The organism is Janthinobacterium sp. TB1-E2 (genome assembly GCF_036885605.1).
Taxonomy (GTDB): Bacteria; Pseudomonadota; Gammaproteobacteria; order Burkholderiales; family Burkholderiaceae_D; genus Janthinobacterium; species Janthinobacterium aestuarii.
In genome coordinates this window covers 1260018-1279306 of the sequence record NZ_CP142523.1, presented here as the reverse complement: position 1 = coordinate 1279306, position 19289 = coordinate 1260018, and the positions used below count along the sequence as shown (strand labels likewise).

At 62.5% G+C, this 19289-nt stretch carries 20 protein-coding genes; 12 read left to right on the top strand and 8 right to left on the bottom strand.

Translation table 11 applies throughout. The annotated features are described in order from the left end of the window. Nucleotides 1-59 precede the first annotated feature (59 nt). The 5 genes from OPV09_RS05840 (at nucleotide 60) to rpoH (ending at nucleotide 5190) form a co-directional block, all read left to right on the top strand. A complete protein-coding gene (locus OPV09_RS05840; protein ID WP_034748932.1) occupies nucleotides 60-1001 on the top strand; it encodes a MerR family transcriptional regulator in 942 nt (313 codons plus the stop codon). Nucleotides 1002-1165: 164 nt separating this feature from the next. Continuing rightward, entirely contained in the window at nucleotides 1166-2233 is a 1068-nt protein-coding gene (ftsY, locus tag OPV09_RS05835) for a signal recognition particle-docking protein FtsY (protein WP_072456899.1), read from the top strand. A 10-nt stretch (nucleotides 2234-2243) separates the two neighbouring features. Further along, complete coding sequence (locus tag OPV09_RS05830) at nucleotides 2244-2987, top strand: cell division ATP-binding protein FtsE (RefSeq protein WP_338680861.1); 744 nt, start codon at nucleotides 2244-2246, stop codon at nucleotides 2985-2987. Continuing rightward, nucleotides 2984-3904 carry a permease-like cell division protein FtsX gene (ftsX, locus tag OPV09_RS05825; protein ID WP_070305692.1) on the top strand — a complete coding sequence of 307 codons (921 nt, stop codon included), beginning with the start codon at nucleotides 2984-2986 and terminating at the stop codon, nucleotides 3902-3904. Before OPV09_RS05830 ends, ftsX begins: the two co-directional genes overlap by 4 nt. A gap of 392 nt (nucleotides 3905-4296) precedes the next feature. Next, the gene (rpoH, locus tag OPV09_RS05820; RefSeq protein WP_034748938.1) at nucleotides 4297-5190 is read left to right on the top strand and encodes an RNA polymerase sigma factor RpoH; all 894 of its coding nucleotides are present in this window, start codon (nucleotides 4297-4299) and stop codon (nucleotides 5188-5190) included. A 90-nt stretch (nucleotides 5191-5280) separates the two neighbouring features. Here rpoH and OPV09_RS05815 read toward each other — a convergent pair whose 3' ends face one another. Beyond that, complete coding sequence (locus tag OPV09_RS05815; protein WP_338680860.1) at nucleotides 5281-5547, bottom strand: hypothetical protein; 267 nt, start codon at nucleotides 5545-5547, stop codon at nucleotides 5281-5283. A 178-nt stretch (nucleotides 5548-5725) separates the two neighbouring features. Between OPV09_RS05815 and OPV09_RS05810 the strand changes: the two genes are divergently transcribed. Further along, a complete protein-coding gene (locus OPV09_RS05810) occupies nucleotides 5726-6178 on the top strand; it encodes a hypothetical protein (protein WP_338680859.1) in 453 nt (150 codons plus the stop codon). 3 nt (nucleotides 6179-6181) lie between these two features. Here OPV09_RS05810 and OPV09_RS05805 read toward each other — a convergent pair whose 3' ends face one another. Together OPV09_RS05805 and OPV09_RS05800 are read right to left on the bottom strand one after the other, a co-directional pair. Beyond that, nucleotides 6182-6529: an antibiotic biosynthesis monooxygenase gene (locus OPV09_RS05805; RefSeq protein ID WP_319993370.1), complete on the bottom strand. Its 348-nt coding sequence runs from the start codon at nucleotides 6527-6529 to the stop codon at nucleotides 6182-6184. Continuing rightward, nucleotides 6526-7629: a cytochrome P450 gene (locus OPV09_RS05800; protein ID WP_338680858.1), complete on the bottom strand. Its 1104-nt coding sequence runs from the start codon at nucleotides 7627-7629 to the stop codon at nucleotides 6526-6528. The genes OPV09_RS05805 and OPV09_RS05800 overlap by 4 nt, the downstream gene beginning before the upstream one ends. A gap of 76 nt (nucleotides 7630-7705) precedes the next feature. Here OPV09_RS05800 and OPV09_RS05795 point away from each other — a divergent pair, with 76 nt between their 5' ends. The 4 genes from OPV09_RS05795 to OPV09_RS05780 all read left to right on the top strand — a co-directional run bounded on the left by OPV09_RS05795 (nucleotide 7706) and on the right by OPV09_RS05780 (nucleotide 13190). Then, nucleotides 7706-8398, top strand: a complete 693-nt coding sequence (locus OPV09_RS05795) for a helix-turn-helix transcriptional regulator (protein WP_338680857.1) — start codon at nucleotides 7706-7708, stop codon at nucleotides 8396-8398. Between the two features lie 10 nt (nucleotides 8399-8408). After that, nucleotides 8409-9140, top strand: coding sequence for an ABC transporter ATP-binding protein (locus OPV09_RS05790; protein ID WP_338680856.1), 732 nt, complete (start codon nucleotides 8409-8411; stop codon nucleotides 9138-9140). Beyond that, nucleotides 9140-11458 carry a type II CAAX endopeptidase family protein gene (locus OPV09_RS05785; RefSeq protein WP_338680855.1) on the top strand — a complete coding sequence of 773 codons (2319 nt, stop codon included), beginning with the start codon at nucleotides 9140-9142 and terminating at the stop codon, nucleotides 11456-11458. The genes OPV09_RS05790 and OPV09_RS05785 overlap by 1 nt, the downstream gene beginning before the upstream one ends. 79 nt (nucleotides 11459-11537) lie before the next feature. Continuing rightward, nucleotides 11538-13190, top strand: a complete 1653-nt coding sequence (locus OPV09_RS05780) for a patatin-like phospholipase family protein (RefSeq protein WP_034748955.1) — start codon at nucleotides 11538-11540, stop codon at nucleotides 13188-13190. A 70-nt stretch (nucleotides 13191-13260) separates the two neighbouring features. Here the strand turns inward: OPV09_RS05780 and OPV09_RS05775 are convergent, their stop codons facing one another. The 5 genes from OPV09_RS05775 to OPV09_RS05755 form a co-directional block, all read right to left on the bottom strand. Further along, nucleotides 13261-13479, bottom strand: a complete 219-nt coding sequence (locus tag OPV09_RS05775) for a hypothetical protein (RefSeq protein WP_034748958.1) — start codon at nucleotides 13477-13479, stop codon at nucleotides 13261-13263. Between the two features lie 80 nt (nucleotides 13480-13559). Next, nucleotides 13560-14141, bottom strand: a complete 582-nt coding sequence (locus OPV09_RS05770; RefSeq protein WP_034748960.1) for a TerD family protein — start codon at nucleotides 14139-14141, stop codon at nucleotides 13560-13562. A gap of 39 nt (nucleotides 14142-14180) precedes the next feature. Beyond that, the gene (locus OPV09_RS05765) at nucleotides 14181-14876 is read right to left on the bottom strand and encodes a TIGR00266 family protein (RefSeq protein ID WP_338680854.1); all 696 of its coding nucleotides are present in this window, start codon (nucleotides 14874-14876) and stop codon (nucleotides 14181-14183) included. A gap of 70 nt (nucleotides 14877-14946) precedes the next feature. Then, nucleotides 14947-15522 (bottom strand): TerD family protein, encoded by a 576-nt coding sequence (locus OPV09_RS05760; RefSeq protein ID WP_034748966.1) that lies wholly within the window; start codon nucleotides 15520-15522, stop codon nucleotides 14947-14949. Between the two features lie 147 nt (nucleotides 15523-15669). Then, on the bottom strand, nucleotides 15670-16752 hold the full coding sequence (locus OPV09_RS05755; protein ID WP_034748969.1) for a DUF475 domain-containing protein: 1083 nt from the start codon (nucleotides 16750-16752) through the stop codon (nucleotides 15670-15672). A 116-nt stretch (nucleotides 16753-16868) separates the two neighbouring features. Here OPV09_RS05755 and nhaR point away from each other — a divergent pair, with 116 nt between their 5' ends. Beyond that, a complete protein-coding gene (gene nhaR, locus OPV09_RS05750) occupies nucleotides 16869-17783 on the top strand; it encodes a transcriptional activator NhaR (protein WP_319993375.1) in 915 nt (304 codons plus the stop codon). Nucleotides 17784-17906: 123 nt separating this feature from the next. Then, on the top strand, nucleotides 17907-19250 hold the full coding sequence (locus tag OPV09_RS05745) for an MFS transporter (protein WP_034748975.1): 1344 nt from the start codon (nucleotides 17907-17909) through the stop codon (nucleotides 19248-19250). The last annotated feature ends 39 nt before the right edge of the window (nucleotides 19251-19289 follow it).

Sequence of the window (19289 nt, the reverse complement as noted above, 5' to 3'; positions counted from 1 at the left end):
GCGGCGGAAGGCGTAAAATGCACTCCACGTTCTTTTGGCATGCGAGCAAGCCCCCTGGTATGGATACTGACCTGCAACCTACTTCCGCCTTCAGCATCAGCGATGTCGAGCGCGATACCGGGCTGGCCAAGGAAACCTTGCGTGTGTGGGAGCGCCGCTACGCCTTTCCCCAGCCCCAGCGCGATGCTTTTGGCGAACGCAGCTATCCGGCCGAGCAAGTGCAGAAGCTGCGCATGGTTAAGCGCCTGCTGGACCTCGGATTTCGTCCGGGAAAAATCATGCAACACAGCACCGTGCAACTGCAGCAGCTGGCCAGCGCCGGCAGTGCGGCGCCGTCAACGCCCGCACCCCAGCTCGAACACTACCTGTCGCTGTGCCGTGGCCACCAGATGGCGGAACTGGGCGACGCCCTGCGCCAGGCGCTGGCCGTGCTGGGCTTGAAAGCGTTCACCATCGACGTCATCGCCCCCCTCACGGGCATGGTGGGCGAAGCGTGGGCTTGCGGCGACCTGGCCGTATATGAAGAGCATCTGTATAGCGAAACCTTGCAAACGGTGATGCGCCACGCCATCTTTTCCCTGCCGCAAGCAAGCAGCCCGTCCACGCGCACGCCGCGCATCGTCCTCAGCACCTTGCCGCAGGAGCGTCATGGCCTGGGGCTGCTGATGGCCGAGGCGCTGTGCGCGGCGGCCGGCGCCCATTGCATGTCGCTGGGCGTGGAAACGCCGCTGACGGACATCGTCGCGGCCGCCCGCGCGCAGCGGGCCGACATCGTCGCGCTGTCGTTTTCCAGCGCCAGCAAGCAACGGCAGACGCGCGACAGCCTGCAGCAGCTGCATGCAAGCTTGCCGCCAGAGATGGAATTGTGGGCCGGCGGACGTAGTCCCGTGCTGTACAAGCAGCCGCCACCGTTTTTGCATGTGCTGGACTTGCGGCAAGTCGACGAAAGCATCGCCGACTGGCGCCGCCGCCATCAGGCGCTCGCCCTGCAAACCCACTGAACCGGCTGGAAAGCGCGGCAACTGCGGCGATCTCCGTGGATAGCCGCGCAATGTTGCCAATCGAACAGTAAAGCATGAAGGGCCGGGCGCGCTCTGGTAGAATAGCCGGATCAACAGTGTCCGGCGCCGCCGGGCCTTAGGTCAGCACCCGCCACCACACATCCATGTTTAGTTTCTTCAAGAAAAAACCCATCGCTCCCGAGGCTGCGCCAGCCGAGCCTCTCGTCCTTCCCGCCGCCACGCCGCCTGCCGCGCCAGCAGCAGCCCCGTCCGCTGAACCGCTGAGCGGCGCGCCGGCCGAGCTCGTGCCCGTGATCGTGGCCGCCGAACCCGAGAAAAAATCGTGGATGACGCGCCTGAAGGCCGGCTTGTCGAAAACCTCGAACACCTTGTCCGTGCTGTTCGTCGGCGCGAAGATCGACGACGCCCTGTACGAAGAGCTGGAAGCGGCCCTGCTGATGTCCGACGCGGGCATCGACGCCACGGAATTCCTGCTCACGGAATTGAAGAAAAAGGTCAAGGAAGACAAGCTGCTCGATGCCGCCGCCGTCAAGGCCGCGCTGAAAGTGCTGCTGATCGACCTGCTCTCGCCACTGGAAAAGCGCTTCGAGCTGGGCCGCCACAAGCCGCTCGTGATGATGATTTCCGGCGTGAATGGCGCCGGCAAGACCACCACCATCGGCAAGCTCGCCAAGCACATGCAGTCGAACAACCAGTCCGTGCTGCTGGCTGCGGGCGACACCTTCCGCGCCGCCGCGCGCGAACAGCTGATGGTCTGGGGCGAGCGCAACAACGTTACCGTGATTTCGCAGGAATCGGGCGACCCGGCCGCCGTGGCCTACGACTCCGTGCAATCGGCGAAAGCGCGCGGCATCGACGTGGTGATGGTCGACACGGCGGGCCGCTTGCCCACGCAGTTGCACCTGATGGAAGAATTGAAGAAAATCAAGCGCGTGATCGGCAAGGGCATGGATGGCGCGCCGCATGAAACCCTGCTCGTCATCGACGGCAACACAGGCCAGAACGCCCTCACGCAAGTGAAGGCGTTCGACGATGCCCTGCAGTTAAGCGGCCTGGTGATCACCAAGCTGGACGGCACCGCCAAGGGCGGCGTGCTGGCGGCGATAGCCCGCGTGCGTCCCGTGCCCGTGTACTTCATCGGCATCGGTGAGAAAATTGAAGACTTGCAGCCGTTCGTGGCTGCCGAATTTGTCGAAGCGCTGCTCGGATAAGCCTACCTACATGATTGAATTTCAGCACGTCTCCAAGCAATACTCCCCCGATGCCGTGGCGCTCAGCGACATTTCGCTCAGTATTGCCAAGGGCGAGCTGGTGTTTCTGGCCGGCCCGTCCGGCGCCGGCAAATCCACCTTGCTGAAAATGATCGCCGCCATGGAACGCCCCACGTCGGGCAAGCTGATCGTCAATGGCCAGGACATGGCAAAGATCAAGCCGGCCGGCGTGCCCTTCCTGCGCCGCAACATGGGCCTGATCTTCCAGCAGCAAAAGTTATTGAACGACCGCTCCATCCTGGCCAACGTCATGCTGCCGCTGCTCGTCGTGGGCGCCCACAAGGCGGCCGCCGAGCAGCGCGCGCGCGCCGCGCTCGACAAGGTGGGATTGCTGGACCGCGCCATGGCGCGGCCGCTGTCGCTGTCGGGCGGCGAGCAGCAGCGCGTGTCGATCGCGCGCGCCATCGTCAACCGGCCGCAGATCATCCTGGCCGACGAACCGACGGCCAACCTGGACCGCGCCAGCGCCAACAAGGTGCTCGACGCCCTGAAAGCCTTCCACTCGGTGGGCGTGACCTGCCTCATTTCCAGCCATGACGAACAGATGCTCGACGCCGCCGCCCGCGTGATCCACCTGAAAAACGGCCAGCTGGTGGCCATCGACAAGGCCACGCAAGCGCCCGTCTTCGCGCCGCCCGATCCCGATTTTGCACCGTCCCCCGGCTTGGACGACGCGCAGGGAGAACAGCCATGAGAGGCTGGTTCCGTCAACACCGCTTCGCGCTGGGCTCGGCGCTGATTCATTTACGCAAGTCGCCAGGCGGCTTTCTGTTGAACGTCGTCGTCGTCGCCATTGCCCTGTCGCTGCCGTTCGCCGGCTTGACCATGCTCGACAATGTGCGCCCGATGTCGGAACAGATGTCGGTCGATCCGGAAATCAGCGTCTTCCTGAAGATCGACACGCCGCGCGAACAAGCCGTGGCCCTGGCCAGTTCCATGCGCAAGATCGTGGGCGAGCAAAAGGCAAAGATCGTCTTCATCCCGCGCGAACAGGCGCTCGACACCCTGAAAAACAAGAATGGCCTGGCCGATGTACTGAGCACCTTGGGCGACAATCCCTTGCCCGACAGCTATGTGCTGAAACTCGACGCCTTCAGCAGCGCCAGCGAAGCGCAGGACGTCGATGCGGTGGCGGAACAGCTGCGCCACTTGCCCGGCGTGGAATCGGCGCAAGTCGATTCGGCCTGGGTCAAGCGCCTGGCGGCCCTGCTGGGCGTGCTGCGCCTGGTGCTGCTGCTGCTGGCCATCACCCTGGGCGTGGCCGTGATCGCCGTGGTCTTCAATACCATCCGCCTGCAAGTGATGCAGCAGCGCGATGAAATCAGCATCTCGAAACTGATCGGCGCGACGGACACCTTCATCCATCGCCCCTTCTATTACACGGGTGCTCTGCTGGGCCTGTGCGCCGGCGCGCTGGCCCTGGGCGCCGTGGCGCTGGCCTTGCAACCGCTCAATACCGCGATTGCCGAATTTGCCCGCCTGTATGCGTCCGAATTCCAGCTGGTGCCGCTGGCGCCGCTGCCGATGGCGGGCCTGCTGGCCGTCAGCGCCGGCCTGGGCCTGATCGGCGCCTTCCTCTGCGTACAGCGCCACCTGGCGCGCCTGAACTGACCATCCCTTCCATGGCGGCGCCTTCGGTGCCGCCATGCGTCTCCCATACTGCTGTTATCTTGATATTAAGCAAGTATTCTTAAGGCTCGCTTCAGCCAGAGGCCGTAGACTAGCTACGTGGTCAAATCGCTGTTCAGAGATATATATCAAGCATTAATCCGCCATAGTATTTAGGCTATCAGGACGATTAAATGTGCTGATTGGCACTCTCACGCAGAGAGTGCTAATATAGGGACATACCAAAGGCAGAAGCGCCATGGACGCCAGATGAAGATGGTGCCGCGCTCTGCAAAGTGCAAGACCGAATACGCAAAAACGAACAGACAACAGGACCACGTCGCGTGACGTGGCCAACTGGAACAAAGCAAGACTACGAGGGAGAAAACATGACTATGATGTCCGCAACGTCCGCATTGGTTCCGACCAAAAGTAATGCGCTGGGCCTCGGTTTCACTGGCAATCTGGGCAATATCGACGCCTATATTTCGGCCGTGAACCGCCTGCCCATGTTGACCCACGACGAAGAAATTTCGCTGGCGAAACGCCTGCGCGAAAAAAATGACCTGGCCGCCGCGCAAGAGCTGGTGCTGTCGCACCTGCGCCTGGTGGTCTCGATTGCCCGCGGCTATCTGGGCTATGGCTTGCCGCATGCCGACCTGATTCAGGAAGGCAACATCGGCTTGATGAAAGCCGTGAAACGTTTCGATCCGGACCAAGGCGTGCGCCTGGTGTCGTACGCCATGCATTGGGTGAAAGCCGAGATGCATGAGTACATCCTGAAAAACTGGCGCCTGGTCAAGGTCGCGACGACGAAGGCACAGCGCAAGCTGTTCTTCAACCTGCGCAGCCACAAGACGGGCCTGGACGCGATGACGCCGAAGCAGATCGATGCGCTGGCCAAGCTGCTCGACGTGAAGCGCGAAGAAGTGATCGAGATGGAAACGCGCTTGAGCGGCCGCGACATTGCACTGGAATCGCCGACCGACGATGAAGACGACAAGTTTTCGCCGATCGCCTACCTGTCGTCGGAGCAAAGCGAGCCGACCAAGGTGCTGGAAGCGGAACAAGTGACGCGTTTGCAATCGGAAGGCCTGGAAACGGCCTTGAGCAAGCTGGACGCCCGCTCGCGCCGTATCATCGAAGCGCGCTGGCTGGCCAACGACGACGGCTCGGGTGCCACCCTGCACGCGCTGGCAGAAGAGTTCGGCGTATCGGCCGAACGCATCCGCCAGATCGAAGTGGCGGCGCTGAAAAAAATGAAGGGCGCCTTGGCCGCCTGGGTGTAATCGCAAGCAATGCCGCAATGCAAAAGGCGCCGCAAGGCGCCTTTTAGTTTTACAAGTTGATGTTTATCAACAGATAAACATGGCAGCCCATTAAGCTGCGGCCAAGCCCTTGACGAGGATTTCGGCGACCAATTCATTCAGATCCGCGCCGCGCTCCTTGGCCAGGGTCTGCAATTGCAAGACCAGATCGCTGTTCAGCTTGACGGCGAATGGCACCAGACCCAGGGCCTGGTCGCGCTTGCGCTGCTCGCGGCGGTCGACGACCACCGCTTCCTTACCGAATGCACCGGCGCCGGGAACATTCATCTTTCCCATCAGTTTCTTGGCATCGCTTTTGGCCAGGTCGGTTTTTTTCATGGTTGTTTCCTGATTTTCAAAACAGCCATTTTACGCAGTAATCGGCGCGCCGCGTGGCTGGCGCGTGAATTCATCGGCAGCACGTCAATAGTGCGCCAGAAAAATATCATTTTGTTACTATCATTTTATCCCACGCGTGCACAGGCACGCCCGGGACGCTCTACCTGAAAGGAAAAACATGCATTCTCTGACCCGCTCTTGCCGCACCATGCTGCTTCCCCTGTTCTTCGCCTGCCTGGCCGTACTGGCCGGCTGCGGCGCGGCCGGCAGCGCTGGCGACGCGGAAAACACGCCGCGCAGCGTCACCCACGTGCTGTCGCCGGGCGAACAGGTCGCCATCACGGCCACCGATACCCTGAAACTCGAGCGCGTCAACGACAGCCGCTGCCGCAAAGGCGCTGTGTGCGTATGGAAAGGCTACGTCAGCTACAGTTTCAGCTTGCTCAACAGCGCGGGCGCCACGGACATCGTCCTGTCCGATTCCATGCCCGGCGCTTCCAGTTCCATCACCGTCAACCACCTGACGTTTACCTTGCTCGACGTCGACCCGGCCACGCCGCCCGCACTTAACACAGCCGAGCCCACCTACCGGGTCAAGGTCAAGATCACGCAGGGCGCCCTGCCCCGCTAAGCGCTAGGCATCGTGGCGCTGGCGGCTGTCGGTCGGCGCCTGTTGCCGCTCCAGCATGCCGTAATCGCGCACGACGGCGGCGATGCGCAGCCGGTAATCGTCAAATACGCCCTGCCGGCCAGCCGCTTGCGCCGCGCGATGCGCTTCCAGCTGCCGCCACTGCGCCAACGCCGCCTCGTCGCGAAAGAATGACAGCGATAGCAATTTGCCTGGATCGCTGAGGCTGCTGAAGCGCTCGATGGAAATGAAACCATCGACTTCATCAAGCAAGGGCCGCAGCGCAGCGGCCAGGTCCAGATACTGCTGGCGCCCTTCGGCGCTAGGCCACACTTCAAAAATCACGGCAATCATGCTATTTCTCCCATGCTGAAAACAGGGATGCGGGCATTCAGCGACGGCAGGTATGACCATGTCAGCGGCAAGTCTTCCAGCCTGTCGGCCCACGCTTGCAAACAAGCTGCGGCGATGGCGTGCGCGATGGACTGGCCCGGACAGACGTGGCGGCCATGGCCAAAGCCCGACTCCGCATGGCCGGCGCTGGCCAGCACGACGACGATCATCTGCCCCGCAGGCACGCGCACGCCATCGCATTCCACAACGTCCACCGTGTAGCGGCGCGTGTTATGGATCGAGGGATCATGCCGGCTGACTTCGCGCAGCATGGCCGGCCAGCGCTCAGGCGACGCGCGCAGTTGCGCCAGCAACTCCGGCTGCGCGTGCAAGGCAACGATGGCATTGCCCAGCAAGCCGGCCGTGGCGTCGCACGTCTGCGACAGCAAGCCCACGAGGTTGGCCAGCAGGCCGCTCCCCATGGCATCGGTCTCTGTCGCGATACTGGCCAGCAGGCTGCCCGGCCTCGCGTTGCCCTCGCGCAGCAAGTGGCCCAAACCTTGCAGCAGGGAATCGGCAGCCTCCTGCGCGCCAGCCAGTTGTTCACCATTGCTCAGCGGCGACAGGCAAGCAACAAAATCGCGCGTCCAGGCGGCCAGCGCCGGCCATTGCGCTGGCGCAAAGCCCAGCAAGTGGGCCATGACGAACAGCGGCAGTTGAAAAATCGCCTCGTTCAGCTGGGCGGCGCTGGCGGGAACGCGGTCACCAGCGAGATGTGCGACCTGCCGCTGCAGCCGCGCCAGGTCCACCTGGGCCAAGGCGCGCGCCAGCACCTGTTTCGGCACGGCATGCCGCTCGCCATCGTTCATGCGCACCAGTTCGGCAAAAATCGCACCGCACGGCGTGCCTGCCAGATTCTGCGGCACGCCCAAGCCCGGCGGGCGCACGCGGCAAGCGGGATGCTCGAGCACGGCCTGCACGCCGGCCGCGCCCGTCGCCAGCCAGCAATCGAGTGCCGCATCGAAACGCAGCGGCGGGCCGTCCGCCAGGCGGCGATAGTAGTCATACGGCGCCGCATGGGTGACGGCGGAAAAAGGGTCGGCGGGATCGGCGAGATGCATGCGCATTCCATTGCAGTGAGGTGGGGACACGAGTATGCTGGTCCTTCCACCACAACACTTCGCCAGCGAACGAATCATGGATGACAAACTTCCCTCGGCCGACATGGGCCTGGCGCAACTGGCCGGCGCCATCGCCGAACCGGCCCGCGCGCGCATGCTGTGCAGCCTGCTCGATGGCCATGCGCGCACGGCCACGGAATTGTCGACGCTGGCCGAAGTGGGCGCCTCGACGGCCAGCGCCCATCTGACCCGCTTGCGCGACGATGGCTTGCTGTCAATGGTGGCGCAGGGCAAGCACCGCTATTACCGCCTGGCCAGCGCGGAAGTGGGCCAAGCCCTCGAAGCGCTGCTGGTGGTGGCCGGCGTGCCGGCAACGCCGTTTACCCCTTCGACACCGGACCGCTTGCGCCATGCGCGCACCTGCTACGACCACATGGCCGGCACCGTCGCCGTCGCCCTGCACGACCAGTTGCACGCGCAGGGCTGGCTGCTGGACGACGGCGGAGAATATCGTCTGTCGGAAGCGGGCGCGGCCGGCATGGCGGCCCTGGGCATCGACGTGCAGCAATTGCTCCAGCAGCGCCGCCGCTTCGCCTGCGCCTGCCTGGACTGGAGCGAACGGCGTGCCCACCTGGGCGGCGCGCTGGGAGCCGCCCTGCTGCAACTGGCCCTGCGCCAGCGCTGGGCCGAGCGCGAACTCGACAGCCGCGCCCTGCGCATCACGCCGGCCGGCGAGCGGCGCCTGCTGGCCGCCTTCGGCGCTTGCTGAGGGACAGACGATGATCACATTCCAGGGCCTGGCCAAACAGTACGGCAGCTTCGAAGCCGTCAAGCCGCTGACCTTGCAAGTGGGCAAAGGAGAAGTCTTCGGCTTCCTGGGCCCGAACGGGGCGGGCAAGACCACCACCATCCGCATGCTGATGGGCATCCTCGTGCCCAGCAGCGGGCGCGTGCTGGTTGACGGTCTCGACTGCCACCGCGACGGCGCCGCCGTCAAGCGCAAGGTCGGCTATTTGCCCGACAATCCCATCTTTTACGACTATTTGCGGGGCCGTGAAATCCTGCAATTCGTGGCCGAAATGCATGGTTTTTCACGCATGGAAGCGGCCGCCCGCGCCGCGCGTCTGCTGGCGGAATTCGGCCTCGATGAAGCGAGCGAGGATTTCGCCGTCAATTACTCGCTGGGCATGAAAAAGAAACTGGGCCTGGCTTGTGCGCTGATACACGATCCGGCCGTGCTGATCCTCGACGAACCGATCAACGGCCTCGACCCGCGTGCTTCGCGCGACGTGCAGGAACGCTTGCTGCGCATCGCCGCGGCCGGCACCACCATCTTCGTTTCCACGCATTTGCTCGATATGGCGCAAAAACTGTGCAGCCGCGTTGCCATCATCCACCGGGGCGCCCTGGTCGCCACGGGCAGCCTGGACGATATCCGCCGGCAGCTGTCCAGCGACGGCAGCCTGGAAGACCTCTTTTTACAGCTCACCGACGAAACGGCCACCGCGTGATGCCCGCACCACCAGGCGCCTGGCGCGCCGTCTGGCTGCTGACCCGCTTGCGCCTGCAGCTCCTGCTCAACGTCAGCGGCCGGGGCTTGGCGTTCAATCGGGGGGGCAAGAGCCGGCCCGCCACGCCAGGCAAGAAACGGGGACGCTGGCTGCTGGGCGCGCTGCTGCTCTTGCCCATGCTGTTTTCCTCCGGCAATATCGCCCGCCACAACCTGCTGAACATGCATTGCCTGCTCGACCAAGTGGCCGTTTGCCAGGCCAAGGGCAGCATGAACGCGGGCGAGCGCGTGCTGGCGCCCGTCATCGCCCACTTGATCGAGCAACCCTTCAGTACGGCGCTGGCGGGCGCCCTGACCCTGCAATTGGCCCTGCTGTGGCTGGTCAGCGTTCTGCTGCCGCTGGGCATGGGAGAACTGTCGAAGCCGGACTGGTACCTGGAATGGCTGGTCACCCTGCCCGTCGAGAAAAGCAATTTGCTATGGGCGCGCGTGCTCGAACGCACGCTGGTCAACCCGCTCGGCCTGCTGGTGCTGTGGCCGTGCACCACCATGATCGCCTGGTATTCGGGCCAGGGCTGGTTTTCGCCGCTGTCGGGTCTCCTTGCCTGCCTGCTCCTGCTGGCCCTGGCGGCCATGCTGCGTACCCTGGTCGACACGGGCTTGCGCCTGTCGCTCAGCCCCGCGCAGCTGGGCAACCTGCAGGCGCTGCTGTCGGTTGCCGGCCTGTTTCCCATGTATATGGGCATGTCGTTCGGCATGGGCACGGGCGGCTTTGCCCACGCGTGGGCGGCGGCCATGCCCGCCTGGAGCGCCTGGACGCCACCGGGCCTGCTGGTGAGTTTGCTCAATGCCAAGGGTGCGGCGGCAGCGCTGCCGGCCGCCCTGCTGCTGGCGCAATGCCTGTGCCTGATGCTGCTGGGCATGGCGCTGCTGCGCCGCCAGCTGCGCCACGGCGTGGTGGGCGCCGGCCAGCGCGAAGCCAGCCGCAAGCCGTTCCCGGCGGCACCGCCCACAGGCAAGTGGCACGCCAGCATCGGTACGGTGATCCAGCGCCGCGAACTGACCTTGCTGCTGCGCGACCGCAATTTTCTCGTGCAAACCCTGCTGCTGCCCTTGCTGATCCTCGGCGGTCAGGCCGTATTCTCGGGTCAGGCGCGCGACCTGCACGAATTGCTGTCCAGCCCCGCCTTGCTGGCCTCCACCGGCTTTTTCCTCGGCACGTATGTGCTGATGATGTCGGCCTTCCAGACCCTCAACAAGGAAGGCGGCGCGCTGTGGCTGCTGTACACGTTTCCCGTTTCCGTCGAACAGGCACTGCGGCAAAAGGCACAGCTGTGGGCCGCGCTGGCCCTGCTGTATCCATTGATACTGTTCGGCGCGGCGCTGGCATGGCAAGACGCCTGGCGCTGGGAAATGGCGGGTTTGATGCTGCTGGCGCTGGCCGGCATCCCCCTGTATTCGCTGATCGCCGTGGCGCTGGGCGTGTTTGCCAGCGATCCTCTGGCGACCGAGGCGACGTCAAAAATACGGCCTGCCTGCACGTATCTGTACCTGCTGCTGACCGGCCTGTACATCACCGCGCTGGCGGCCGGCAGCCTGGCGCAGCAGCTGGCCTTCGTCGTGCTGACGGCGGCACTGGCTGTGGCCCTGTGGCAAAAAGCGCGCGATGAAATACCCTACCTGCTCGATCCGGCCGCCTCGCCGCCAGCCAGAGTTTCCGCGTCGGACGGCCTGATCGCCGCCATGCTGTTCTTCACCCTGCAAACCCTGGCCTTGCTCCTGCTTAAGGGCAAGGTGGCCGAGCCGCTGGCGCAAGTGGCCATCGCCTTCGGCGGCGCCGGCGCGCTCACGTACGCGCTGGTGCGCCTGGTCTACTGGCGCAGCAGGACGGCCGGCGTGCCGCGCATCGCACAGGGCCGCCAGCCGTGGCGCTGGGGAGTCGCCGGCGCCTGTGCCGCGGCGCTGTTCGGCATCGGCTACGCGGCCCTGTTGCCGCCAGCATCGTCACCATTGATGCATATCAATGGCAACGGGCTGTGGCTGCTGGCCCTGGGCGTGCTGGCCGCGCCCCTGTGCGAGGAATTCATCTTCCGTGGTTTGCTGCAGGGCGGCTTGCGCCGCTCGCTGCCGGCCTGGCAGGCGATCACTGTCGCCGCCGCCCTGTTTGCCATCGTGCATCCACCGGCCGCCATGCTGCCCGCCTTCGCGCTGGGCCTGTGCGCGGGCATCGCATACGAGCGCAGCGGCTCGCTGCTGGCGCCCATGCTGGTGCATGCAGGCTACAACGCCGCCCTCCTCGCGTACCAGTTGCAAGGATAGATACAGGCACAGACAAGTTTGCTAGAATCGCACACGATTTCCGTCCGTATCCCAACCAATGACTACGCACAGATCACGCATGAATCCACGCCTGTTTGCACCATGTATCCTCGTTGCGCTGCTGAGCGGCTGCACGGTACTCGCCCTGCGCCCCAACAGCGGCGTCGAAAACCGCACGTTCACCGTGCAGGAAACCCCGCGCCTGCGCATCGACGCGCCCAAGGCGCGCATCCAGAACCCCATGCCCAACGACCACTTCATCGGCATCGCCCTGTCCGGCGGAGGCAGCCGCGCGGCCAATTTCTCGGCCGCCTCGCTGGAGCAACTGGAACAGTTCGGCCTCGTCAGCGGTGCCTCGGCCATCTCCGGCGTGTCGGGCGGCGCCATCGCGGGCGGCTACTATGCGCTGCATGGCAAGCAGACGGACTGGCCCTTGCTGCGCAGCAAGCTGAAAACGGATTTCTTCGGCCAGACCATTCTGAAACCGGCCAACCTGACGACGATGTTGTTGACGAACAAGACGCGTACCTCGTTCCTGTCCGACGTGTTTGACGATGTGCTGTACGACAAGAAAACCTACGAGGACTTGCCGCACGACGGTCCCATCTTCCTGGCCAACGCGACGGACGCCACCGATGGCGGCAAGCGCGTGGTGTTTTCCTATGAGTATTTTTACGGCACCCTGCATTCGCCGATCCAGGATATCCGCCTGGCCACGGCCGTGGCCACCTCGGCCGCCTTTCCCGGCGTGTTCGATTCCGTCACCTTCGAGCGTTTCCGCCCGAAAAACACCTTCGTGCCGGAGCTCGGTTCCGAGTCGCGCGAATCGCCGTCGTACGTGCACCTGTTCGATGGCGGCGCGGCCGACAACCTGGGCGTGGAAACCCTGTGGGACGTGGCCTTGACGCAGCTGTACGGCAACGACATGGCCGTCGTGCCGCCGCGTTTGAACAGCAAGCCCTTCATCCTCATTTCCATCGATGCCAACGCGCCCAATTCCAGCGCCGTATTCGAAAAGATGTCGGACGAGCGCCAGCCGCTGGACCGCATCTTCAACAAGAATATCTACGATGCCGTCGACGCCCTGTTTTCGCGCCAGCGCAAGGAAAACCTCGTCAAGATGGGCTTTGGGCAAGCGCGCTTCGATACCATCACGCATGAAAATTTTGGCGACCTGAGCCAGAAATTCGTCAAGGGCAAGCGGACCTCGGCCTTTGCCATCCCCGTACTGTGCCGTCCCCACTTGGGCCAGTACCGCTGCGAAGTCGACGCGGCCGATCCGCTGCCGGGCCAGATCCGCACGCGGCTCGAAGGCTTTGCCTGGCATATTTCCATCGACCAGATCGCCTCGCTGGCGCTGCGCCTGGCCAGCGGCGATGCGCAAGTCGATGGTGCCCGCAAGGAAGAGCGCGCCGCCCTCGTCAAGCTGCAACGCCTGGCCACGCAGACGAAAACCCATCTGAAGCTGACGGGCCCGGAAAATTGCAGCCCGGAAGTGCTGCAATCGGCGCTGTACAGCGCGGCGCGCGTGCTGATCCTCGACGACGAGGAATCGCGCTTCGCCCTGTGCGACTACATGCTGGCGGGCCAGCTGATCAATGACGACACCGTCTGCAAGCAGCGCTATGTGCACGCCGTGCCCCGTTTTGCCATCGAAAGCGAAGATTTGCAGTACCGCAACTTGAGTTCGGACGGCAATTCCGTGAACGTGCCGATACGCTGCAAGAAGTGAGCGGGCACGAAAAAGCCCGCACGATCGCTCGTGCGGGCTTTAGCGCAAGGATTCCAAGCGCCCGGTTGATTTAGATCAACCGACTACGCCTGCGCATGTAGCTGCGGCTTAACGCACCTTCCAGTTCCTGCTCCGATTTATGCTGGTTCACCGTGTACAGGGCCCACAGGGCCGCCGGCACCCAGCCGATCACAGTGCACTGCAAGATCAAGGCGGCGGCACCGGCCAGCGGGCGCCCCAGCATGAAAAACGTGAGACACGGAAGTAGCAAGGCTATCAGCAATCGCATCACGACATACTCTCCTTCAAAATAGAGCAGCGGACAAGGGCCGGTATCCGGTCCGTCCCCCGCCCGCTGCGTACTGCTCCTTATAGATGCACGGCTATCTGCGGCATCAGGTCGTCAAACGTGCGACCGTTGCCGTTTTCGCCGATGGCGTGCATCTTCCATTCGCCGTTATGGCGGTACAGCTTGGCCATGATCTGTGCCGTGTGGGTACCTTGCACAGACAGGTTGAAACGCGCGACTTCCTGGTTATTGCTGGCATTCAAGATGCGGCAATAGGCGTTTTCCACCTGCGAGAAATTCTGGCCAGTAAAGCTGTTGACGGTGAAAACGAGGCTTTTCACGTGTGCCGGCACTTTCGACAGATCGACATTGATCTGTTCGTCGTCGCCATCGCCCGCGCCCGTACGGTTGTCGCCCGTGTGGACAATGCTGCCGTCCTTGCTTTTCAGCTGGCGGAACCAGACGATGTCGGACGTGCTCTTGTTTTCATCGAACATGACGCACGACGCGTCCAGGTCGACGGCTTCCGTCTTCGAACCGAAACCGAGGAAACCCTTGGTCTTGGCCGCATCCCAGCCCAGGCCCATGGTGATACGGGTCAGGGTGGTACCAGCTTCTTTGTCCAGAGAAATCTTCTGGCCTTTGCTCAAATTGACAGACATACGCATAGCTCCTGTTTGCTTGGTTACATCAAATATTAGTTACGCCGGCTTGCTTTGGGTCCAGGCGAGGAAGGCCGCGCGGTTGCGCGAGCACACGAGGATTTTTCCCGTGCCTGAAAACTTCAATACCATGCCCTCGCCGCTGGTCTGGCTATTGATCAAATTGCCCAGAAAGCCGCCGCTGCTGCCGGTCGTCATGGAAATTTCGTATTGCAGGCGGTTATCCCAGCACACGACGTGCGAGTTATCGATCACCACGTCTTTGCCAGGCGTCACTTCCAGTATCGACATCGCGCCAAAACCGGACACCGCCAACTGGCCGCTGCCTGCCGTCTCGGTAATGAAAAAACCACCGCTCTGGGCAAACAGCGCATTGCCAAGGCTCTGCGTGCGCACCTTCAATTCCACGCCAGAACTGGCCGCCACGAAGGCGCCGTCGCTGATCATGTATTGCTGGGCGCCAACCTCGAGCACCCGCATCGCGCCAGGCAGAGTCGGCGACAACAGACAGTCGCCGTCGCCCCGCATGGCTTCGATATGCTGCTGAAAGAACGATTCCCCGTTGGCAAAGGTGCGCATCAGCGCGGCGCCTATGCCGCCAGTCATCTTGCCTTTCAGCTCAAGATTGGTTTCCATCATCACCATCGCATTGGATTCGCAATAAATCTTCTCACCCTTGGCAAGCGACACATGCAGGAACGGGTCGACGTCCCCGGTAATATTGAAAACTGGCATACCTGTTCCTTCCTCAACTCAGTAATGATGGGGGCGGTCCACACTGCGGACCGCCTTGAGTGCTTACAACTTAAACACCGACACCAAAGGAGGCAGCCAGTGGGCCCAGACCGCCCTTATATCCCTGGCCGATGGCCTTGAATTTCCAATCGGCGCCATTGCGGTAGATTTCGCCGAAGACCATCGCCGTTTCGGCCGAGCCGTCTTCCGACAGGTCGAAGCGGGCGATTTCCGTGTTGCCGTTGGCATTCACGCAACGCACGTACGCCTTCGATACCATACCAAAGTTTTGCTTGCGCGCTTCGGCATCGTGAATCGTGACGCAGACGGCGATCTTGTCGATCTCGGCTGGCACTGTGGCCAGGTCGACCATGACGGTTTCATCATCGCCATCGCCAGCGCCCGTGGTGTTGTCGCCCGAGTGGGTGACGGAACCGTCGCTCGATTTCAGGTTGTTGTAGAAAATCATGTCGACGTCGGCGCGTACCTTGCCGTCCGCCTTCAACAGGAATACGGAACCGTCGATGTCGAACGCGGCGCCATCGGTGGCGCGGGCATCCCAGCCCAGGCCGATGATCATCTTCGAGATGCCAGGAGCTTCTTTGCTCAGGTTGACGTTGCCGCCTTTTTGCAGACTGATTGCCATGATGTATTTCTCCTATGTGAAATAAAAGTCCAGCGAATAATTAACTTGCAAAACACCTGGCGCCCTCCACCGGCCCGACTCCCCAGGCCGGCGGCGGCGCTTGCTGCATCACGCTGGCAAACGGGTGTGGCGTTTGCCGCGTATCTCTTACGCCTTGGCTGCTGCTTCCAGCTCAGGCTGTTTATCTTCCGTGCCTTCCAGCAAGGCCATGCGTCGCTTGTAACGGATCGACGACCACAGCGAGGCGAGAATGAAGGCCACGCCGATCAGACCCGTGAAGATCTCGGGAATGTGGAACTTCATGCTGACCAACATGATCACGGCCAGGATACCGATCGCATAGTGCGCGCCGTGCTCCAGATAAACAAACTCGTCGAGCGTACCCTTGCGCACCAGGAACACCGTCATCGAACGCACGAACATCGCGCCGATAGCCAGGCCCAGCATGATGATCACGACATCCTTGGTGATGGCAAACGCGCCGATCACGCCGTCAAAGCTGAACGAAGCGTCGAGCACTTCCAGATACAGGAAGCCGCCAATACCGCCGCGCTTGACGATGTCGCCCATGTTGCCGTCGCCGTTATCGCCTTCCAGCAAGCCGCTGATCACGTCGACACCCACGTAGGTCAGGATACCCCACAGGCCGGCCGTCAGGACCACCAGTTTCTGGCCTTCTTCGATCATCGACAGGCTGGCCATCAGGGTGCCCAGCGCGATCATCACGGAAATCGATGATACCTTGCCCAGCGCGCCCAGTTTTTCTTCAATACGGCCCAACCAGTGCGTTTCTTTTTCATCGTCCAGCAGGAAGTTCAGGAACACCAGCAGCAGGAAGATGCCGCCGAAGGCCGCCACTTCCGCATGGTGATTCGTCAGGTGCATCGAGTACTGTTCAGGATTGCTCAGTGCCAGATTCCAGACTTCCATCAAGCCCAGGTCCGCCGCTTGCGCCACGATGACCAGCGGGAACAGCAAACGCATGCCGAAGACGGCGATGATGATGCCGACGCCCAGAAATAGGCCCTGCCAGAACTTGTCCCAGTTCTTCAGCACCGAAGCATTGACCACCGCGTTGTCGAACGACAGCGAGACTTCCATCACGCCCAGGATCACCGCGATACCGAGCGCCGCCAGCATCGTCTGCACGCCACCGTGCGTGTAACCCCACCAGGCGGAAATGCCCAGGCAGATAAATGTCACTAGAAATGACACTCTGAAATGTTTCATCGATAGTTCCCTTTATCCAAATTCAATGGAACGTAGTATAGGGACGTGCGACACATTTAAAAATAGAAGATAATGGAAGTATTACTTCGTAAAAACAGAAGATAGAGGGTGTAGCGATGAAAACCACGGGCTTCAATTACCGCCATTTGTACTTCTTTTGGGTGGTCGCCAAGGAAGGCGGCGTGACGCGCGCGGCTGAACGGCTGGGACTGGCCGTGCAAACCATCAGCACGCAGCTGGCCCTGCTGGAAAAAGAATTGGGCAAATCCCTGCTGCAGCCGCAGGGACGGCGTTTGGTGCCGACGGAAGCGGGCCGCCTGGCGCTCGGCTATGCGGACCAGATTTTTTTGCTGGGCGAGCAGATGCAGGACGCGCTGGCCGATGCGGACGCGGAAAAGATGCGCCTGACGGTGGGCATTTCCGATTCCCTGCCGAAACTGATGGCGTATCGCATGCTCGACGCCACGCGCAGCCTGGACCAGCCCATCAAACTCGTGTGCCTGGAAGATGAATTCGAATCTCTGCTGGCCGACTTGGCCCTGCACAAGCTGGATCTGGTGCTGACGGACCGTGCCGTGCCGGCCGGCGCCAGCCTGCGCGTGTCCAGCCACCTGTGGGGCGAGAGCGCCATGAAGCTGTTCGGCATCCCCGCGCTGGCGGAACAGTACCGCGACAATTTCCCGCACAGCCTGCACGGTGCGCCATTCCTGCTGCCCGCGCGCAACAACGCCTTGCGCGGGCGCATCGACGAATGGATGGTGCAGCAAGGCGTGCGCCCGGACGTGGTCGGCGAATTCGAGGACAACGCCATGCTCAACGCGTTTGGCCGCAAGGGCCTGGGCCTGTTCTTCGCGTCCGCCAGCCTGGCGGCCGATATCGAGGAACAATTCGGCGCCGTGCTGGTCGGCGACGCCTCATCCCTGCGCGAACAGTTTTACGTCATCTCGAACGAGCGCAAGATCATGCACCCGGCGCTCGACGTGATCCTGGCGGCCATCCAGGGGACGACAAAGATTCACAAGGAAAGCTGATAAATCCATTCGAAAATAACGTTTGAATAATCAATCAAAAGCGATTGTAATAAAGCCTGAGACAAACACGCGCCCAGCCCTCGCCGGCAGGGCGCGATCACCATAAAAAACAGGAGCGGCACCATGTCCACGGCAGGCAAGACGATCGATATTCCCGATCTCATCAATAACAACAAGATCGGCTCCTTCCAGATCGGCATGCTGATCCTGTGCGGGCTGTGCGTCATCATGGATGGCTTCGACGTGCAGGCGATGGGCTATGTGGCCCCGGCCATCATTGCCGACTGGCACGTGAGCAAAGCCAACCTGGGCCCCGTGTTTGGCGCGGGCTTGCTGGGCATGCTGGTCGGCTCGCTCGTCTTCAGCATCACGGCCGACAAATTCGGCCGCCGTCCCGTGCTGATCGGCTCGACCATCTTCTTTTCGCTCTGCATGCTGGTCACGCCGCTGGCAACGACCATCGAGCAATTGCAGCTGATCCGTTTCATCACGGGACTGGGCCTGGGCGCCGTGATGCCGAACGCCATGGCCCTGGCTGGCGAATACAGCCCCCTGCGCAAGAAAGTCACGCTGATGATGCTGGTCTCGTGCGGCTTTACCCTGGGCGCCGTGCTCGGTGGCTTGCTGTCCGCCGCGCTGATTCCCGCCTTCGGCTGGCAATCCGTGTTTTACGTGGGCGGCGTGGTGCCGCTGGTCATCGGCGTGCTGATGTTCTTCCTGCTGCCGGAATCGATGCAATTCCTCGTGCTCAAGAAACGCAAGCTGGACAAGGTCGCCAAGTGGCTCAAACGCATCGACCCGACGGTCACCATCACGGCCGACACGCAATACGTCGTGCATGAGAAGGAACACAAGGGCGCGCCCGTGCTGCAATTGTTTACAGGCGGCCGCGCCAAGATGACGATACTGCTGTGGGTCATCAACTTCATGAATTTGCTGAACTTGTATTTCCTGTCAAACTGGCTGCCGACCATCGCCAAGGAAGCGGGCCTGTCGACGGCCAACGCCGTGCTAGCCGGCACGGCCCTGCAAGTGGGCGGCACCATCGGCACCCTCGTCATGGGCCAGCTGATCGACCGCTCGAGCTTCCGCCGCATCCTGCTGCCGTGCTTCCTGGTCGCCGCCGTGGCCATTGCCCTGATCGGCCGTCCGGACGTGTCGCTGGCCTTCCTGTTCATCACGATTTTCATCGCCGGCTTTTGCGTGGTGGGCGGCCAGCCTGCCGTCAACGCCCTGGCGGCCAGCTACTATCCGACCACCCTGCGCTCGACGGGCATCGGCTGGAGCCTGGGCATCGGGCGCATCGGCTCCATCATCGGCCCCGTGCTTGGCGGCGAGCTGATCCGCCTGAACTGGCCCAACAGCACGATTTTCCTCGTCGTCGCCATCCCGGCCATCGTCTCGGCCGTCATGGTCTTTGCCATGCGCGGCGGGCCGCAAGCGGCCCCCGCCAAGGTAGCGGCCTGAGGCCGGCGCATTGGCTAGTTGAACCGTACGCCGTCATAA

Bases quoted from the DNA above. Each gene is read 5' to 3' on its own strand.
- OPV09_RS05840 (WP_034748932.1), top strand. From the start codon at position 60: ATGGATACTGACCTGCAACCTACTTCCGCCTTCAGCATCAGCGATGTC.
- ftsY (WP_072456899.1), top strand. From the start codon at position 1,166: ATGTTTAGTTTCTTCAAGAAAAAACCCATCGCTCCCGAGGCTGCGCCA.
- OPV09_RS05830 (WP_338680861.1), top strand. From the start codon at position 2,244: ATGATTGAATTTCAGCACGTCTCCAAGCAATACTCCCCCGATGCCGTG.
- ftsX (WP_070305692.1), top strand. From the start codon at position 2,984: ATGAGAGGCTGGTTCCGTCAACACCGCTTCGCGCTGGGCTCGGCGCTG.
- rpoH (WP_034748938.1), top strand. From the start codon at position 4,297: ATGATGTCCGCAACGTCCGCATTGGTTCCGACCAAAAGTAATGCGCTG.
- OPV09_RS05815 (WP_338680860.1), bottom strand. From the start codon at position 5,547: ATGAAAAAAACCGACCTGGCCAAAAGCGATGCCAAGAAACTGATGGGA.
- OPV09_RS05810 (WP_338680859.1), top strand. From the start codon at position 5,726: ATGCATTCTCTGACCCGCTCTTGCCGCACCATGCTGCTTCCCCTGTTC.
- OPV09_RS05805 (WP_319993370.1), bottom strand. From the start codon at position 6,529: ATGATTGCCGTGATTTTTGAAGTGTGGCCTAGCGCCGAAGGGCGCCAG.
- OPV09_RS05800 (WP_338680858.1), bottom strand. From the start codon at position 7,629: ATGCATCTCGCCGATCCCGCCGACCCTTTTTCCGCCGTCACCCATGCG.
- OPV09_RS05795 (WP_338680857.1), top strand. From the start codon at position 7,706: ATGGATGACAAACTTCCCTCGGCCGACATGGGCCTGGCGCAACTGGCC.
- OPV09_RS05790 (WP_338680856.1), top strand. From the start codon at position 8,409: ATGATCACATTCCAGGGCCTGGCCAAACAGTACGGCAGCTTCGAAGCC.
- OPV09_RS05785 (WP_338680855.1), top strand. From the start codon at position 9,140: ATGCCCGCACCACCAGGCGCCTGGCGCGCCGTCTGGCTGCTGACCCGC.
- OPV09_RS05780 (WP_034748955.1), top strand. From the start codon at position 11,538: ATGAATCCACGCCTGTTTGCACCATGTATCCTCGTTGCGCTGCTGAGC.
- OPV09_RS05775 (WP_034748958.1), bottom strand. From the start codon at position 13,479: ATGCGATTGCTGATAGCCTTGCTACTTCCGTGTCTCACGTTTTTCATG.
- OPV09_RS05770 (WP_034748960.1), bottom strand. From the start codon at position 14,141: ATGTCTGTCAATTTGAGCAAAGGCCAGAAGATTTCTCTGGACAAAGAA.
- OPV09_RS05765 (WP_338680854.1), bottom strand. From the start codon at position 14,876: ATGCCAGTTTTCAATATTACCGGGGACGTCGACCCGTTCCTGCATGTG.
- OPV09_RS05760 (WP_034748966.1), bottom strand. From the start codon at position 15,522: ATGGCAATCAGTCTGCAAAAAGGCGGCAACGTCAACCTGAGCAAAGAA.
- OPV09_RS05755 (WP_034748969.1), bottom strand. From the start codon at position 16,752: ATGAAACATTTCAGAGTGTCATTTCTAGTGACATTTATCTGCCTGGGC.
- nhaR (WP_319993375.1), top strand. From the start codon at position 16,869: ATGAAAACCACGGGCTTCAATTACCGCCATTTGTACTTCTTTTGGGTG.
- OPV09_RS05745 (WP_034748975.1), top strand. From the start codon at position 17,907: ATGTCCACGGCAGGCAAGACGATCGATATTCCCGATCTCATCAATAAC.